9 protein-coding genes are annotated in these 18,605 nt (G+C 59.0%); 6 read left to right on the top strand and 3 right to left on the bottom strand.

From position 1 onward, the window contains the following. Window positions 1-355 precede the first annotated feature (355 nt). The gene (locus tag FAES_RS14565; protein WP_148289368.1) at window positions 356-9,646 is read left to right on the top strand and encodes a DUF7948 domain-containing protein; all 9,291 of its coding nucleotides are present in this window, start codon (window positions 356-358) and stop codon (window positions 9,644-9,646) included. Between the two features lie 174 nt (window positions 9,647-9,820). Here the strand turns inward: FAES_RS14565 and FAES_RS14570 are convergent, their stop codons facing one another. The 3 genes from FAES_RS14570 to FAES_RS14580 all read right to left on the bottom strand — a co-directional run bounded on the left by FAES_RS14570 (window position 9,821) and on the right by FAES_RS14580 (window position 12,962). After that, window positions 9,821-10,813, bottom strand: coding sequence for a 2-hydroxyacid dehydrogenase (locus FAES_RS14570; RefSeq protein ID WP_015331998.1), 993 nt, complete (start codon window positions 10,811-10,813; stop codon window positions 9,821-9,823). Window positions 10,814-10,905: 92 nt separating this feature from the next. After that, complete coding sequence (locus tag FAES_RS14575; protein WP_015331999.1) at window positions 10,906-12,288, bottom strand: sensor histidine kinase; 1,383 nt, start codon at window positions 12,286-12,288, stop codon at window positions 10,906-10,908. Beyond that, window positions 12,285-12,962 (bottom strand): response regulator, encoded by a 678-nt coding sequence (locus FAES_RS14580; protein ID WP_173401277.1) that lies wholly within the window; start codon window positions 12,960-12,962, stop codon window positions 12,285-12,287. Before FAES_RS14580 ends, FAES_RS14575 begins: the two co-directional genes overlap by 4 nt. Window positions 12,963-13,225: 263 nt before the next feature. Here FAES_RS14580 and FAES_RS14585 point away from each other — a divergent pair, with 263 nt between their 5' ends. The 5 genes from FAES_RS14585 (at window position 13,226) to FAES_RS14605 (ending at window position 18,511) form a co-directional block, all read left to right on the top strand. Beyond that, window positions 13,226-14,092: an SDR family oxidoreductase gene (locus tag FAES_RS14585; RefSeq protein ID WP_015332001.1), complete on the top strand. Its 867-nt coding sequence runs from the start codon at window positions 13,226-13,228 to the stop codon at window positions 14,090-14,092. A 129-nt stretch (window positions 14,093-14,221) separates the two neighbouring features. Then, window positions 14,222-14,734 carry a gluconate 2-dehydrogenase subunit 3 family protein gene (locus tag FAES_RS14590; protein WP_015332002.1) on the top strand — a complete coding sequence of 171 codons (513 nt, stop codon included), beginning with the start codon at window positions 14,222-14,224 and terminating at the stop codon, window positions 14,732-14,734. Next, entirely contained in the window at window positions 14,731-16,284 is a 1,554-nt protein-coding gene (locus FAES_RS14595) for a GMC family oxidoreductase (RefSeq protein WP_015332003.1), read from the top strand. Before FAES_RS14590 ends, FAES_RS14595 begins: the two co-directional genes overlap by 4 nt. Window positions 16,285-16,424: 140 nt before the next feature. After that, window positions 16,425-17,756 (top strand): family 1 glycosylhydrolase, encoded by a 1,332-nt coding sequence (locus FAES_RS14600; protein ID WP_015332004.1) that lies wholly within the window; start codon window positions 16,425-16,427, stop codon window positions 17,754-17,756. Beyond that, window positions 17,756-18,511 (top strand): alpha/beta fold hydrolase, encoded by a 756-nt coding sequence (locus FAES_RS14605; protein WP_015332005.1) that lies wholly within the window; start codon window positions 17,756-17,758, stop codon window positions 18,509-18,511. Before FAES_RS14600 ends, FAES_RS14605 begins: the two co-directional genes overlap by 1 nt. The last annotated feature ends 94 nt before the right edge of the window (window positions 18,512-18,605 follow it).

The raw sequence follows: 18,605 nt of genomic DNA on the forward strand, positions 1-18,605 counted from the left end.
TCTGTAGTGTATGATATTGATGAATATAATTTTCTATGTAACGAATTGATAATGTGGATTTTAATTGGATAAATAAAGTATAACGTCTGGCAGGTTATTTGCTGAAGCGGCCCATTTTTTTAGGGATTTGCTACTGTAAAAAATGGTATTGTGCTCGCCTTCAAGTAATTGAGTGTTGTTGGCTTTCAGAATCTGTTCTTCGCATAATTATTGCGCCTGTGCATAAGTATAATTACTGACTAGCTCCTGGGGTTGCCGGGCAACACTGTCACTATGTAGTTCTGCCATGCACACAACACCACTACCTGCCTGCCGATTTGACGCTGTTCTTCGCATACGTCTGTGGATGCTGCTTATGCTGGTTGCTACACGCGTGACCGGGCAGGCGCCCCACGTGCAAACGTTGATGCGAGCTAACCCCACCCAGGCAACGCTGGCGCAGCAGACCGTGAAAAACCACGCCACCTCGCTGGCGTTTGAAACGAACGTATTCGGCGGCGAGGCCAGCTACCTGCTAACCACCCCCCAGGTCAATCTGGCGTTCATGCCCGATCGGGTTCAGTTTGCGGCGACGCCAGCGACGGAGCAAGTCGGCAAACCCGTTGCACCCGTGAACTGGAGCCTACGCTGGCTGGGAGCCAACGCACCCCGACAGCCTGAAGCTATCAACGAACTGGGTGACAAGGGCGAATATCGTTTTATCGACAAACATGGCAGCCATCGCATTGGCCGGTATGCCGAACTCTGGTATAATGACATCTACGATCGAACCGACCTGCGTTTCTACGGACGGGGTTCGGCTGATCTGGAGTATGACTTCGTGGTGAAGCCGGGCGGTAATCCCCAGGCCATTCGGCTGGCGATGGATGGAGTGAACGATATACAACTCTCCCCGACCGGAGAATTGGTGCTGAACCTTCCGTTTGGCGCGTTGAGAAAAGCCCGGCCCTACGCGTACCAGCTCATCGGGGGGCAGGAAAAGGCCGTGCCGGTTCGGTACACCCTGCAGCCAGACCACAGTATCGGGTTTGCGATGGGAGCGTACGATCCGGGCCAGCCGCTGGTGATTGACCCCGTCGTAATCTTGTGGAGCACGTTCATTGGGGGAACTACCCGCGATGCCAACGGCGGTATCTGGGTCGATAATCAGGGGTTTATTTACCTGACTGGCACTACCCGCGCCGGTACGTTCCCGACAACTACGGCCAGTAGCGTGGCCCCCGCCGTCACCTACGAGCGGGTGTTTGTGATGAAACTGAATGCCAACGGGAATCAGATCCTGTGGAGCACGATTCTGGACACCCATACGGGTGATGGCAACGGTAATGAACTGAATGTGGGACTGGCAGTAGGCTCGGACAGCAAGCCTGTCATACTGATGTCTACTACCACGGGTGCTGTAGGTGGTACTCCTGGCAATATTCCCCCTTCCTATACAACGCCAGGCGCCTACCAGCCCGCCACGGCAGGCTTGTTCGATGCCTATCTGGCGAAACTGTCGGCCGATGGCGGCACGGTGGAGTGGAGTACTTATTTCGGAGGATCGGGCAGCGACATAGCGGTTGTTGGTGGCGCAGCTCAGCCCATAGGTATCGACGGCAATAATAACATATACTTCACGGGGGTCACCAACAGTGCTGACCTGCCGGTCACCGCGGGTGCTTATCAGTCGTATTACAAGGGGAGCGATGACCAATTCATGGCGTCATTCAGCCCGACGGGATCCTTGCGTTGGAGTACCTATTTTGGCAGTAGAGGCGCTGATCGAACAACAGCCGTAGAAGTCGATGCAGACGGCACGTCTTACACATTGGGCTCGACCGCTAACCTCTCCAGCTACCCGCTGACGGTCAACAGTGTCCCAACTAGTTACACCGCCCGCGCAACTACGGTAGTCAAACTAAGCAGCACGGGTGCCTACCTGGCTTCAACGGCTGTACCATTCGATATTCTAGCAGTGAGTACAGCCGGCGGCGGCATTGGCGCGTACCCAATGGCTTCGGATGGTACCGGGGTCTACTTTCCGGGCCGGGAGTTACTGGTAAATGCTACGCCAATTCCGTTCACGGGGGCGCTTCCTCCGGGGGCGACGGCCACCTCAAGAGTTGTTCCGCTGATTGCGATTAATAAGTCCGATCTGTCGCTCAGGTACGTTCGAGCAGCCGCTAATGCTACGGAAGTAGATTTTCCGTCGATAGCGGCCAACGGCAATGGGAGCGTGATGTTACTGGTGCGGGGCCGGGATAACATCATGACGGGTCCCCAGTACATATCGCCTGATGCTTGTATCACATCGCCCACGCCAAACCCTACCATTAACACGAACCCAACGTACATCGCGACGTTCAACACCACGACCGGCGATACGCAGTACGGCAGCTTCGTCAATTTCGTGGCCATGTCGGTCTATAATCCATCGACCCGCATTTTGCTGAAGGGGTGCAATTTATATGTGTATTCCACCACGACTGGAACCAATGCCAAGTATTACCCTTGGACGCCGTCGGCTTATGATGCGAGTGGGAACACCATTACGGGGTATTCAGGCCCGAAGGCCGATCAGGATTTGTTGCTCGCCAAGTTTGGTCCTGTAAAACTGAAGCAAAACACCCTCACGTTTGCAGGGAGCAGCACTACCTACTGTGCCAACTCGGTGGTGCCGGCCATTGTCGGGAACGATGCTTCGCTGAACCTGAACATCCCGGCTACCAATCAGGCCTCGCAGTGCCCCCCGCAGGTGTTCTACCAGTGGCAACGGGGCAACAGTGCGGGTGGCCCCTGGACCAACGTCACCAACGCAACGGGTAAAGATTATGCGCCCATCTGTACGGGTGGGACATCGTTTTACCGGCGTATCGCCTACTGCGCCAGCTACTGGCTCGGCAGCGCCTGCAAGGACTCGCTGCTAAGTGTGGCGGTGCAGGTAAACTGCGGCGGCAATGCAACACACCGCACCAACATCGACCCGAAACCCTACGCGCATTGCGCCGGGTTGCCCATAAGCCGCACCTTTGCTGTAGTGCCGGGGGCCGACGGGGCTAAACCCGCCTACACCTACCGCTGGGAAAACGCGAGTAGCACTACCGTGTCGAGCGGAACCATTGCCGCCAACGGTACATCGCCCATTCCGACTGGCTTCACCCAGGATGGTACCTATTATCTTTACGCAACCGACGCACGAGGCTGCACCAGTAAGGATACGCTTCAGTTGACCACCTTGAGCTTACCGGCCGCTTCCAGCACAACCCTGGTTACCTGCGGCGCCCCTACTGTCAAACTGGGCCCTCTGGACGCACCTGATTTGGCGGACGATCAGACCCTGACGTTTACCTGGACGCCCGCTACCGGCCTGAGCGGCACGACTATCCTCAATCCGACCCTGAATACATCCGTAATTCCATCCGGCGGATCGGCGACCTATCGACTGACGCCCACGCTGGACGGCGTCGCCTGCGCGTCTACGTCGGTGGTGGTGGTAAATACAAGCCCCACCCCCTTACCTGCCCTTCCCAGCCTGACCGCCTGCCAGGGGGATAACCTCACGCTGGGGCAGGGCATCACGCCCGACCCGTCCTTCACCTACCAATGGTCACCCGGTACCGGGATCGTATCGGGATCGGCCGTGCCGACCACGCTGGCAACCGGTTCGCTGGCTCCGGCATCCGTGAACGCCTACACGTATTACCTGACAGCCTCCCAGGTCAGTTCGGGCTGTTCGCTAACGACATCCCAGAACGTCACGGTGTATAAGGTGAGCAATAACGCCGTTGCGGGCAGTTATCCGGTCATACTCTGCCCAACCGATGCGAACAGCACCGCAAGCTGGACATTTGGAACCCCCGCCGAAGCGGGCATTGGCTATACCTGGACGGCCGTTGTGTCGGCTACCGCTACCGACGCCGGTACACCGACCAGTGCGCAGGCCGTGGCGCTGCTGAGCAATTCAACGGCCAGCACCACAACATTCCAGATTCCGAGCGGGGTGGTTTTCCCCAACGGCGGCAAATCGAAGTTACCGTACACCATCACCTACACTCGCACCAGCTACAACCTGGCCAACCCAAGCTGCAGCCGTACGGATGTGATCGAAATCCGATACTCACCGGCCTGCGATGGCAGTGGCGACGTCCCGTATTGCCAGCTTACGCTCCCGGCCGGGGCGGAAGGGGTTTGTGCCGGCGCTAACACGGTCATTGGCCCCACCCAGGCGGCTACCGGCGTAAATTACTACTGGTCGCCGATTGCCGGGCTGAGCGATGCCCAGACTAGTGTGCCCCTGAGCGGCACCGGCCCGTTCTCGCCCTACGTAAAAGCGAACCCCACCACCACGACATCCTACACGTTGACGGCCGTATACCCCGGCGGGCAGGTTTGTCGCCTAGTTATCAAGGTGTTCGGGGCTGCTACGTCGTTGCCCACGCAGAATTTTCCCAACAATGTAGCGACCTGCGCCGGACAGCCGGTTACGATCGGTGGGGCGGCCATACAGGGGTATTCCTACCTGTGGACACCGCCGACCGGTCTGTCGAGCACAACCCTATCGCAGCCGACCTATACGCCAGGTACGTCTCCGTCGGCGCAGTTTATCGTCAAAATAACCGACAAGGTCTCGACGTGTTTCATTTACGACACCGTCAACGTGGTGGTGCGAACCGTTGCCGTACCCGTTGGAGTAGGCGGTACGTTCTGCCGAACGACGGGCCGATCGGTGACGTTGGGCACGGCGGGACCCGCCAACCTGACCTATTCGTGGGCTGTAACGGCGGGAACGGCTACCATCGCCTCGCCCGGCAGCAGCACCACTACGGCGAATATTCCGGCTCAGACAACCGACGTGGTTTTTCGACTAACGGCCACTGACCCCATCACGGGCTGTTCGAGCGTGTCGAGCGTCACCTACACCAGTGTGGCTAATCCCACCCTCAGCCTGACCAACCAACTGCTGAGTTGTCCGGGGGGCGCGATCAATATTGGCAGTGAAGCCAATGACCCCACGCTGACCTACGCCTGGACCTCCACCTCGAGTGGGAACGGCCTTACCGCGTCGGAGGCGGTCAAGCGCAACCCGAAGGTGACGACAACGGGCAGCGGCCCCTGGATTTATACCGTTACGGCGTCTTACAACGGCTCGTGTGCTACCACCCAGAGCGTGACCGTTACGGCCGCGCCCACGCCTACGGTCAACACCGTTAGTGGGGCGCCCTGTTCGGCTACAGGTGTGCTGCTGTCGGTAACTAACGCGGGCTCCCTGTCAGGCTATACGTACAGTTGGTCGCCGTATGCAGGCGTACTGGACCCCCCGGTTGCCCTGTCGACAACCGGCACGTCAACCAGCAGCATTCAGGTGTATCCGAGCGTAGCGACGTCGTACACCCTCACCACGACGGCCCCCGGGGGTTGTGTGCAGCGGTTTGTTTTTAACGTACCGGCGCCGGCCTATACCGCCCAGGCCAACCCCATCAGTATCTGCCTGCCCCGCACGACTAACCCTACCGTTGGGCTGAGCAACACCATTCCCACTGGGGCCACCGTTTCGTGGACGACCGTTTCGGGCTACACAAACCCCACCACCGGCCGGATTTCCAACACCGCCGCGGCCAACTCGACCTTCATCGTCACGGACAATCCACCCTCGGGCATTTATAAGTACCTCATAACGGTCAACTACGGTAATGGGTGTTCATCGACAGTGGAGCAGGATATTACGGTGAACAGCATAACGCTGGCCGCCGGAAGCGACAAAGTGATTTGTGCCAATACCTGCGTTACCATTGGGCCGGATGTGAACGGGCCTTACAATTATAGCTGGAGGGCGGTGCCCAGTTCGGCCGCTACCGATGCGACGATCGACAACCCGGCTAATTTCCAGACGCTGGTCTGCCCGACGGGCACCACGACCTACGAGGTAACGGCCAGTGACCCGGCTTCGGGCTGTACGCTTACCGATCAGGTTTTGGTAACGGTAACGCCCTCACCCACCCTGACGGTGAATTCGTCCATTACGGCCTGCCAGAATGCGCAGGGAACGACAACGGTGAGCCTGGCGGCGGCAGCGGCTCAGAGTTCGGGGACTATTAGCTACTGGCTCGATGCCAGCGCCCAGACGATCCCGGTATCAAACACGGCGGCCGTCCGGGCCGGTACGTATTACGTCAAAGCAACGACGAGCACAGGCTGTACGACGATTCTCCCGGTGTCGGTGAGTTTCAATCCGCTGCCCGCCATCGCCTTTGGTACACCCGCCTGTCGGCCCAACAGCACGTTCTCCGTGCGCTTCACCGTTTCGCCGGCTACGGCTACGGTAACGGCAAACCTGGGGACGGTACAGGGCGACAGTGTCTTCAACGTACCTGCGGGACAAACCCTTACGCTGACCGCCAGTTCGAGTGGGTGTGTATCTTCCACTACCATAACGGCCCCCAATTGCTGCTCGATAGCGGCTGCCCTGACGTCCGCCACCATCTGCACAGGCCAGTCGGCGACGCTGACGGCTACGGGCGGCACCAGCTATACATTCACAGGCGGTATGGTCAATACCACGGGCAGGCTGGTAGTGAGCCCGACAACGACGACGACCTACTCAGTGACGATAGGTAATGCCAGTGGTTGCGTAAGCACGACTACCGGGACAGTAACGGTGAACCCGTTGCCCACGCCCGCCTTAACGTCTTCAACCATCTGCGTGGGCCAGTCAGCGACGCTCACCGCTACGGGTGGTACGTCATACACCTTCACGGGTGGCACCGTGACTACCACCGGTAGATTAACCGTGAGCCCGACCAGTACGACGACTTACTCAGTAACAGTGGCCAACGCCAGCGGTTGCATAAGTACGACCACGGGCACGGTGACGGTCAATTCGTTACCGACGGTCAGTGCCACGTCAGCTACGGTCTGCCAGGGTCAATCCGGCACATTGACCGCTAGCGGGGCCAGCACATATCGGTGGAGCACGGGCGCCACCACGGCCTCTATCTCGGTGAGCGTGGCAGGACCGTATTCAGTAACAGGTACGTCGTCGGCGGGTTGTTCGGCCACGGCCACCGGCAGCCTGTCGGTCAACCCACTGCCGGTGGCTGCGCTGAGCTCGGCCACGATCTGCGCGGGCCAATCGGCCACGCTGACGGCTACAGGGGGCACTAGTTATACCTTCACAGGTGGGACAGTAAATACCACAGGCACCTTGGTGGTGAGTCCTGCCAGCACGACGACCTATTCGGTAACAGTGGCCAACGCCAGCGGCTGCGCGAGCACTACCACAGCCACCGTAACGGTGAATCCATTACCGCTAGCCTCGCTCTCGTCGGCCACGATCTGCGTGGGCCAGTCAGCGACACTCACCGCTACGGGCGGCAGCAGTTATAGCTTCACGGGCGGTGTGACCAATACGACCGGTACCTTGGTAATCAATCTGGCTAGTACGACGACCTATTCGGTAACAGTGGCCAACGCCAGCGGTTGCATAAGTACGACCACGGGTACGGTGACGGTCAATTCGTTGCCAGTGGTCAGTGCCACGTCAGCTACGGTCTGCCAGGGTCAATCCGGCACATTGACCGCCAGCGGGGCCAGCACATATCGGTGGAGCACGGGCGCCACCACGGCCTTTATCTCAGTGAGCGTGGCGGGTACGTATTCGGTAACGGGCACCTCCTCGGCGGGCTGTTCGGCCACGGCTATAGGGGCGTTGACGGTCAATCCCCTGCCAGTGGCTGCGCTGAGCTCCGCGACGGTCTGCGCGGGCCAATCAGCGACACTGACGGCTACGGGAGGGACCAGTTATAGCTTCACGGGTGGTGTTATCAACACCACAGGCAGTCTGGTGGCGAGCCCTGCCAGTACGACGACCTATTCAGTGACGGTGGCCAACGCCAGCGGCTGTGTGAGCACCACCACAGCTACCATAACGGTGAACACCCTGCCAGTCGTAGCAGCTACGTCAGCTACAATCTGCCAAGGCCAGTCAGCGACACTGACGGCCAGCGGGGCCAGCACCTACCGCTGGAATACGGGAGCTACTACGGCCTCTATTCTAGTAACGGTAGCGGGTGTCTATTCGGTAACAGGTACGTCGTCGGCGGGTTGTTCGGCCACGGCTACAGGGGCGTTAACGGTCAACCCACTGCCGGTGGCCACCATCAACCCCAGCAGCGCAACCATCTGTCAGGGACAGACAGCTACGCTGACGGCCGGGGGCGGCGTGGCCTATGGCTGGAGCACAGGGGCCAATACCGCCACCATAACGGTTAGCCCTGCGGTAACAACGACTTATTCGGTAACTGTCACTAACGCCAGCGGTTGCGCAAGTACCACCGCGGCCACTGTTACCGTCAACGGTCAGCCTCAGATCAACCAGATACTTCAGGGGGCCTGCATCGGTAACACCAGCAGTTTGACAGTCGATGCCACGAACGGTGGCAATGGCACGCTGGAATATAGTCTCAATGGTGGCGCTTTTACCACAACCAACAACTTCACCCTTAGCGCTGCTACGTCAACTACTGCAACCGTCGTGGTGCGTACTCAAGGAAGCAGTTGCTCGGCGGTTCAGTCAGTGGAGGTGAATTGCGCCTGCCAGACTCCGGCCAGCCTGACGCTGCTGCCCGCTACGCCGCAGATTTGTGCGGGTAGCTCGGCCAGCCTGACGGTAGGAGTGAGCGGGGCAACCTCGGCCAGCCTGACTAGCAGTGGCAGTGGGGTGTTTAGCCAAAGCGTGATCAATGGCGGGCAGACGGTGAGTTACCTGCCCTCTGCAACCGACGTACAAGCGGGCAGCGTAACACTAACCATTACGAGCGCAGACCCCGATGGAGTGGGAAGCTGCCAGTCGGCGAGTCTGAGCCGTGTACTAGTTATTAACCCCCTTCCGGTGGTGGCCGTAACGCCCCAGTCGGCCACTGTGTGCAGTGGGGCGTCGGCTATCCTGGCAGCCAGCGGGGCTAGTACGTATCGGTGGAACACGGGCGCCACCACGGCCTCTATCTCAGTGAGCGTGGCGGGTACGTACTCAGTGACAGGTACGTCCTCGGCGGGCTGCTCAGCCACAGCCACGGGTACGTTGACGGTCAATCCCCTGCCGGTGGCTGCGCTGAGCTCCGCGACGGTCTGCGTAGGCCAATCGGCGACGCTCACCGCCACGGGCGGCAGCAGCTACACCTTTAACACGGGGCTAATGAATACCACCGGTACCTTGGTGGTGAGCCCCACAAGCACGACGACTTACTCGGTGACGGTGGCTAGCGCCAGTGGCTGCGTGAGCAGCACCACGGGTGGGGTGACCGTCAGCGCCAGCCCAACACTGAGTGTGAGTGGGGTAGGGGCCAGCTGCACGGGGGGGATCGCTAACAGCGATGCCCGGCTTGTGCTGCTGGGCAGCAGCGCGGCCAGTCGCTACAACGTTAGTGTGGGCAGCAGCTACAATGCGGCCTCAGCGCTGTTTGGCACGGATCAGGCGCTGCCGGCAGTGGGTGGGTCGCTGCTGAGTGGTCAGGCCAACCCGGGGCTGGCTGCGGGTGTGGGCTACACGGTGCGGGTGTATTCGGCCCAAGGCTGCTACAACGACGTAGTGGTGGTGATTCCGTCGGCAACGTGCGAATGTCCACCGGTCACATGCGTCCCCATTTTGATCAAGGTCATCAGACGCTGATCTGACGCCGGTTAGGTTGGAAGTAGTGTTTATAGTCCAGCCAAACCAGCAGTCGAACGATGGGCTGAGCCACGCCAACGGACCTGCGTTGGTCATGCGGGCGTGACAAGGGCCGATTAATCGTGAAAAAGGCGACTTCACTACGAAGTCGCCTTTTTGATGCTTGTGGAAGGATTAGCACATCGACGCTTTTGACAGAAGCGATGTTTGCTGGTTTTCGTAGAAATTGAACTGATTCATGAGGCTCCGGGCAATCTGCCGCAGCGCCTCTTCGGTCAGGAAACCCTGGTGGGCCGAGAGCAGTACTTTGGGATGGCTCCGAAGTCGGTTCAGTAGCGGATCGTCGATGAATTGATCGGAGAAATCGTAATGAAAAAAGGCCCGTTCCTGCTCGTACACATCGGCGGCGTACCCAGCCAGCCGGTTATTGTCGAGTGCGTCGAGCACCGCCCGGGTTTTGACCAGCTTGCCCCGCCCCGTATTCACCAGCCAGGCCGATGGCTTCATGAGGGATAGCGTTTGGTCGTTGATCAGGTTTTCGGTCAGGGGGGTAAGCGGGCAGTGTAGTGAAACAACGTCGGCTACCCGGAGCAGTTCCGGCAGGGCCATGTAGTGTACGCCCCGGTCGAGCAGCGAGCGATCGGGTTGGATGTCGTAGGCCAGCAGCTTACACCCAAATCCCTGCATGATTCGGGCAAATGCCTGGCCGATATGCCCGGTGCCCATAACCCCGACCGTCTTGCCATGCAGGTCGGTACCCGTGAGCCCGTCGATGCGGAAGTCGCCCCGCAACACGCGTTGGTGGGCGTCAGGTACGTGCCGGATCAGGCCCAGCAAGAGCGCCACGGCCTGTTCGGCTACTGAATGGGGCGAGTAGCCAGGTACGTGCAAAAGCGTCATACCCAGGTTGTTCAGAGTGATCAGGTCCACGTTGTCGATACCCACGCAACGCATTCCGACCACGGAAACACCCAGCCCGTTGAGGGTTTCGATGACCGGGCGGCTGAGGTCATCATTGACAAAGGCACAGACCGCGCGGTGGCCCATCGCCAGCCGGGCGGTATCGAGGGTAAGCGGCTGGTCAATGTACGTAAGGCGGTGATGGCTGCGATACTGATCGAACCACGTCTGCTCGAAAGGGAGTGTACTAAAAAAGGCGATGTTCATGGCATGATTCGGTGCTGATTCATGCCGATAAAACTGCCGGTTAGCCGGTGAATAAAGCCTGACACAGGTCAGCGTCGTCACTGACTTTGCGACTACGCATCGGGCCGGTTCAGCGTGGTCGGGTGTGCGACCAGTGGAAACCGGACCTGTACCGTGGTGCCAACGCCCTCCTGCGAGTCAATGAGCAACTGGCCGTTGTGCAACTGGACGATGCGCTGCGTCAGGGCCAGACCAATACCGTGGCCCGGTGCCTTGCTCGTGGTATGCGACGAGCGGTAGAACGGCTGGAACAGGTGGGGGAGATCGGCCGCCGGAATGCCATAACCTTCATCCCTGAACGTTAATTGAACCTCTTGCGGCGCGAAGCCAATCCGAACGTCCATGCTGTGGTCAGCCGAATACTTACAACCGTTTTCAATCAGGTTCTGGAACGCCGTCCGCAACAGCGCTTCGTCGCCCGGGATGGTCAGGTCATCGTCCTGATCGGGCAGGTTGTCGAAGTCAATCGTCACCGTGCAGTCGGGCGATTTCTGTAGCAGGTTGGCGCGGGCCTGCCAGAGTAGTTCGTCGAGGCGGGTGGGTTTGAACGACACGCGCGACGCATCCGAACTGGCGCGGGCCAGATCGAGCAGCCCATTGGCGAGGTCGATCATTTTCTTTACTTCCTCCAGTACCTCGTTGATGGTCTGCTCGTAATAAGCGACGTCACGGGGGAGCATCATGGCCACGTCGAGGTTGCCCCGCATAATGGCTAGTGGCGTTCGTAACTCGTGCGACGCGTGGGAGACGAAACTGCGCTGACTGATAAAGGCTTCTTCGAGCCGGTTCAGCATCATGTTGAAGGTACGGGCCAGTTCGGCCAGTTCATCGCGCTGACGGCTGACGTGCAGCCGCTGATGAATGTTGGTGGCCGAAATGGTATTGACCTGCTCGATGATCTCCGACACAGGCCGCAGGGCGTCGGAAGCAAACAGCCAGCCCGCAATGCCAACCACCAGCAGGCTACCGAGCCAGCCAAAAAAGAGAATTTCGCGCAGGTGCAGCAGTTTGTTGAAGCCGTAGCGGTCGTAGGCCGAGGCAATCACCACAAGCCGCTGCCCATCGCGGCTGCGGTAGTTTACGCCGAGTGTTTCGGTGTTTTCATCGGTCAGGTGCAGCTCGTGACCCTCACGAATGTGGTTGAGCTGAGGAGCGGGCAGGAGGGGGGCTTCGCCTTTCCCCACCGAAAAAATGACCTGATTGGCCGGGTTGTAGATAACGACGTGCTCGTTGGTAAGCAACGGCAGGTCATTGCGGGCCACTTCGCCGGCGTCTTCCCGCACGCGGGCCGTGGTGATGGCTTTTTCGCGCAGCCGGTCGAAAAAGTCAATTTCCCGATATTGATTATAGAGTAAATAGATCGACAGCGAAAAAAGCAGCAGAATCGACCCAACGAGCAGTGAAAAAAGCAGCGTCAGCCGGGCGCGAATGTTCACTCTTCCTTCATGATATAGCCCATCCCGATCACCGTATGGATGAGCTTGGTCGGGAATTCTTTGTCGACCTTTTTACGGAGGAAATTCACGTATACGTCGATCACGTTGGTGCCGGTATCGAAGTGAATATCCCACACTTTTTCGGCAATGTCGATTCGCGACACTACCCGACCCCGGTTGCGCATCAGGTATTCGAGCAGGCCAAATTCTTTGGCGGTCAGTTCGATCCGCTTGCCGCCGCGCCGCGCCACTTTTTCGTTAAGGTCTAGTTCAAGATCGGCCACGCGCAACACGTTGATTGTGCTGCCGCTGTCTGAACTGCGCTTGTGCAAGACCCGGATGCGGGCCATCAGCTCGCGAAACTCAAACGGTTTCACCAGGTAGTCGTCGGCACCGGCTTCAAAGCCCGACAGTTTGTCTTCGACTGAGCCCATCGCCGTGAGCATCAGGATGGGGGTTTTGACCTGTTCCTGCCGAATGGTTTGCGCCAGATCGAGGCCGTTTACTTTGGGTAGGTTAACGTCGAGGACGATCACATCGTAGCTGTTGGTCAGCGCCATAGTCCGGCCAATCTGCCCGTCATAGGCCAGATCAACCTCACACCGTTGCTCTTCCAACCCTTTTTTGACGAAAGACGCCAGCTTCGGCTCATCTTCCACAATCAGAACTTTCATATCGGCAAAGTACATCGTATCGACAAAAATTAAAAGGTTGAACTGACCTACTTGATCTATTAACTGAGTATACGGTAAGGTCGAGACGGGCTCGGTTTTGGGGCACTTTTCGGCAACGAACGTATTGCTCCATGATTAAATGGCGTGAAAATGGGCGTTAAAAGACTATTAAGCAGCTGAAGCCGTTGGGGAGAGATCATAACCAACTGGTAGGTTTTGGCGTTCTGCCTCTACTAGTCGATCTCTATTATTTACTCTGCGTTATGACATCCCAACCTGCGCGCCCCTCGTCCGACGAGATTGAGGCCGAAAAATTACCCTATCCGGCTCGGCAGTCGGATATGAAACAGCAGCCCCAGACCGATCTTTCCAGTTACAAAGCCGCCAATAAGCTAGTGGGCCGGGTGGCGCTCATCACCGGTGCCGACTCGGGTATTGGCCGCGCCGTGGCGATTGCCTTCGGTATGGAAGGTGCCGACGTGGCGATCCTCTACAACGAGAACACCGAAGACGCCGCCGAAACCAAACGGATGGTGGAAGAAAAAGGCGGCCGTTGCCTGGTGATTCAGGCCGACGTGCGCCGTTCCGAGCAGTGCAAACAGGCCGTCGAACAGGTCGTTGCGGAATACGGCAAACTGAACGTGCTGGTCAACAACGCCGCCTACCAGATGGCGCAACAGAAGCTGGAAGACATCACGGAAGAGCAACTGCGCCGCACCTTCGAGACCAATATTTTTGGCTATTTCTTCATGGCACAGGCCGCGCTGCTGCACCTGCAGAAAGGCGATTGTATCGTCAATACGGGTAGCATTGTAGGCATCGTGGGTAACCCGATTCTGGTTGATTACACGGCCACCAAGGGTGCCATTCACGCGTTTACCAAATCGCTGGCCATCCAGCTGGGCGAGCGGGGTATTCGGGTCAATGCCGTTGTGCCCGGCCCCGTCTGGACGCCCAACATTCCGGGTACGATGCCCGAAGATGAAGTCAAGAATTTCGGCCATGAAGTGGCCCTGGCCCGCCCCGGTCAGCCCGATGAACTGGCGCCAGCCTACGTGCTGCTGGCCTCGGCCGATGGCAGTTTCATGACCGGCTCGCTGGTGGAAGTAACCGGCGGCAAGCTCGGATAAGCCGACACAGGTTTGAGCATTTGAGTTTGGCGTTTTCAGTTAATTGGCGCTCAAGTAGGCTTGCGCCAGCCAACCGGAAACGCCAAACGCAAAACTCAAACCGGAAAACTATAAACTCAACACGCCCCCATGTCCCCTTTACTCGACTCGCCTTTTGTGAGTTCGGCGACGCGTTCGGCCCTGCTGGAACGCTTACAACCAACCACCACACCACCGCGCTACTTCTCCGGCCCGGAACTGACGCTGCTCCAGGCCGTTGCCCTTCGGCTGGCCGGCCCCATGCCCGCCGCCGGGCCGATCGACCTGGCGAGCCCCATCGATGAACGGCTGGCCGACCGAAAATCGAACGGCTGGCGCTACAACGATATGCCCGCTGATGGCGAGGCCTACAAACTAGGGCTGGCGGGCATCGACCAGCACGCCCAACGGCGATTCGGGCAGACCTTTGTGGCTCTCGCCGATGCCGAAAAAGACACCATCCTGATCGACGTACAACAGGGCGACGTACCTGACGACACCATCTGGCAACAGGTAGTGCCGAAGCGGTTCTTCGAAGAACTGCTGACCGAAATCACCGAGTACCTCTACGCCCATCCCCACATTCAGGAAGCCATCGGGTACGTTGGTTACGCCGATCTATGAAACACTACACCACTGAAGAAACCGTCGACGCCGTTGTCATTGGGACCGGCGCGGGCGGTGCACCGTTGCTGGCCCGGCTGGCCAGCGCAGGCCTGTCGGTCGTGGCGTTGGAGGCCGGCCGGTTCTGGGATCCCAAACGCGATTTTGCCACCGACGAACGCAAGCAGGAATTTCTGTTCTGGAACGACGAACGCCTCAGTGCCGGTAACGATCCCATTGCCTTCGGGCGCAATAACTCGGGCATTGGCGTGGGCGGCTCGACCCTGCACTTTACCGCCTACACGCCCCGCGCCCAACCCGACGATCTGCAACTGCATACCGAGTTTGGCAAGGGCGTCGACTGGCCCCTGGCCTTTGAAGAGATCGAGTCTTACTACGATGAAATCGAACAGTTTCTGGGCGTGTCGGGGCCGTCGCCTTACCCATGGGGACCAGCGCGGCGGAAGGCCTACGCGCTGCCACCGCTGCCGCTGAACAGCGCGGCCGTTCGGATGCAGCGCGGCTGTGCCGAATTGGGCATCCGTACGTCGCCCGCCGCCAATGCGGCGCTGTCGGCGCCCTATTACCAGCCGGGCGTGGGCTGGCGACCCGTCTGCACCAACCGGGGTTTCTGCCAGGCGGGGTGCAGCGTGGGGGCCAAAGCCAGCATGGACGTGACCTACCTTCCCGTCGCGATGGCGAACGGGGCCGAAATCCGGTCGGAGTGCTTCGTGACGGAACTGCCGCTTGATACCCAGGGCCGCATCCGGGAGGTCGTGTATGTGCACAACGGGCAGACCTACCGGCAGCGTTGTCGGCACGTCTTCCTATGCGCCGGGGCGCTAGAAACCCCGCGTTTGTTGCTGCTCAATGGGCTCGCCAACAGCAGTGGACAGGTGGGCCGCAACCTGATGGCCCATACCGGCCCGCAGGTGTGGGGTACGTTCGAGGAGCCTACGTACCCACACCGGGGGATACCCGGCGGGCTGATCTCTGAAGATACGCACCGCCCCAAAGACCGTAGTGGTAACCCCGTCGATTTTGCGGGCGGGTACCTGCTTCAATCGATCGGTGTGATGCCCGTAACCTATGCCTCGCAACTGGCCCGCACCAACGGCCTGTGGGGGCAGGCGCTGCACGACGCCATGACGGCCTACAACCACACGGCGGGGATTAATATTCTCGGCGATTGCCTGCCCTACGATCACAACTACCTCGAACTGTCGGACGAGCTCGACAATCGGGGCGTGCGCAAACCGCGTATTTATTTCACCAACGGGGAAAATGAAAACCGGCAGATCGACCACGCGCTGGCGCTGATGACCGACATCTGGCAAGCGGCGGGGGCCAAAACAATGTATACGGTGCCCCGGTCGGCCCACGTCATCGGTACGTGCCGGATGGGCCACAGCGGCGACGCGGCCGTGGTTGACCCCAATGGCCGTTCGTTCGACGTACCCAACCTCTATATCAGTGATAATTCGACGTTTCCGTCGGCCCTGAGCGTAAACCCCGCCCTGACAATCATGGCGTTGTCGCTCCGAACAGCCGACCAGTTTTTAGCGCGATGAGAGGTGGGTTATGAGCTAAGGATGGTGAATTATGAATTAGATCAAAGCACACAGGTACGTTGTCTGGCTAAGCCAATTCACAATTCATCATTCCAAGCTCGTAGGCCCTCCCGCATCGCTCTTTTTCCACACAACGTACCATGGATTTTCTGGGACATATTAAGAAACACTTTGGGACTGGGAACTACGAAGGTGACCAGTTTGGCGGGGCTAGCGGCGGCGATGGCAGCGGTCTCCCGGATGGCTCCCCAACCAATTTTATGTTTGCTACGGGCATCGAATGCTCGTATCCTACCATCAATGGCGGCAAAACCCGCCGCGACCAGCTGCGCGAATGTGGTCATTATGACCGCTACAAGGAGGATATCGGCCTGGTGAAAGAGTTGGGGCTGAAAGTGTTGCGCTACGGCTTACCGTATCATAACATCCACTTGGGGCCGGGTAAATTTGATTGGGAGTTTGCCGATCTGGCGATGGCTGAAATCCGGCGGCAGGGCATCACGCCCATCCTCGACCTGATGCATTTTGGCGTGCCCGATTGGGTGGGCAACTACCAGAACCCCGAGCTACCGGTGCTGTTTGCCGAGTATTGTGCGGCCGTAGCCGAGCGATACCCCTGGGTACGTTACTACACGCCCGTCAACGAGATCTACGTGACGGCCCGCCACAGCGCTAAAGACGGTCTCTGGAACGAACAACTCCGCGATGACCGCTCATTTGTGACGGCCCTGAAGCATACCGTGGCAGCCAGCATTATGGGCACGCAGCAACTGGCCAAACGCCGTAACGACCTGATTATCATTCAGAGCGAAAGCGCCGAGTACATCCACGAAGTGCGCGCCGTGCCGTCTGCCGAGATCCGGCTGCACAACGAGCTGCGCTTTCTCTCGCTCGACCTGCTTTACGCCCATGCACCCATCGCCGACGTAACGCTGTACCTGCTCGACAACGGCATGACCCGCGACGAATACAACTGGTTTATGGCCGGGCAGCCGCCGGGTTATCAGGTGATGGGTAACGACTACTACGGGCGGAATGAACAGATAAAACTGCCTGATGGCAAGCTGTTTAGCTCAATGGATGTGCTGGGGTGGTATCAGATCACCAAAGAGTACTACAACCGGTATAAGAAGCCGGTCATGCACACCGAAACTAACGTGTTTGAGGCCGACGATGCGCCCATGTGGCTCTGGAAGCAGTGGATCAACGTGATGCAGATGCGGCGTGATGGCACACCCGTACTTGGGTTTACTTGGTACAGCCTGATCGACCAGATCGACTGGGATACCGGCCTGGCTGAAGAGAACAACCGCGTCAATGCCTGCGGGTTGTATGACCTCGACCGCAAGCCCCGCCCGGTGGCCGAAGCCTATAAAATGCTGCTCAAAGAGTTTGGGCAGATTACCATCGTGCCGTATGGGCAGATGCTCGAAATCACCGATCGGCCCGCCCGCATCAAAGTCGACGCTTAATGAAATTAGTCTTTTTGCATTATTTCGGCGGGTCGGCGGCGTCCTGGCAGTACGTTATTGACCAGCTTACCCCCGACTTGGCCAGTTACGCGCTCGACCTGCCCGGCTTCGGCGCAGCACCGGCGCTGTCGGCCCATCAGACCGTCGACGACGTAGCCGACGCCGTGGCCCGCCAAATTGATGGTTGGGTTGGTCAGGAACCCTTTGTGCTGGTGGGGCATTCGATGGGCGGAAAAATCGCGCTGGCGTTGGCGGCGGGTTCTGCGCAGCGGCCGGCCCTGGCGGGGTTACAGGGGCTGGTCCTGCTGGCCCCGTCACCGCCTAGCCCCGAACCCATTCCCGACGAAACGCGGCGGGAGATGCTCGCCCGCCCCGATCAGACGCCCGACGAACGCCAGCAAACGGCCGAAAAAACGGCGACGACCATCACGCATCAGGCCATCAGCCCTACCATGCGGCAGCAGATCATCGCCGATAACCTGCGGGCCTCCACCGAAGCCTGGGTCGCCTGGGCTGCGGTGGGCAGTCGGGAAGATATCACGAGCCGGATGGACCGCATTGCGGTGCCGGTAGCCATTCTGGCCGGCGATCAGGACGAGGCACTGCCGGCCTCGGTGCAGCCAGAGCAGGTGGTGCCCTGGCTACCGCAGACCACACTGCGGGTGGTGAGCGGCGTGGGGCATCTGTTACCCTACGAAGCACCGGGCGTGGTGGCGGCCAGCATTCGGGCGATGGCCCTACCGCTCACTAACTAAAAGACCAACGCCTGAACAGACGTTGGTCTTTACGAGTAAACCGAATGCATAAAGGGAAAGGTATTGACAGATGAGGCTGATTAGTGAACGACGA

Source organism: Fibrella aestuarina BUZ 2 (assembly GCF_000331105.1).
Taxonomy (GTDB): domain Bacteria; phylum Bacteroidota; class Bacteroidia; order Cytophagales; family Spirosomataceae; genus Fibrella; species Fibrella aestuarina.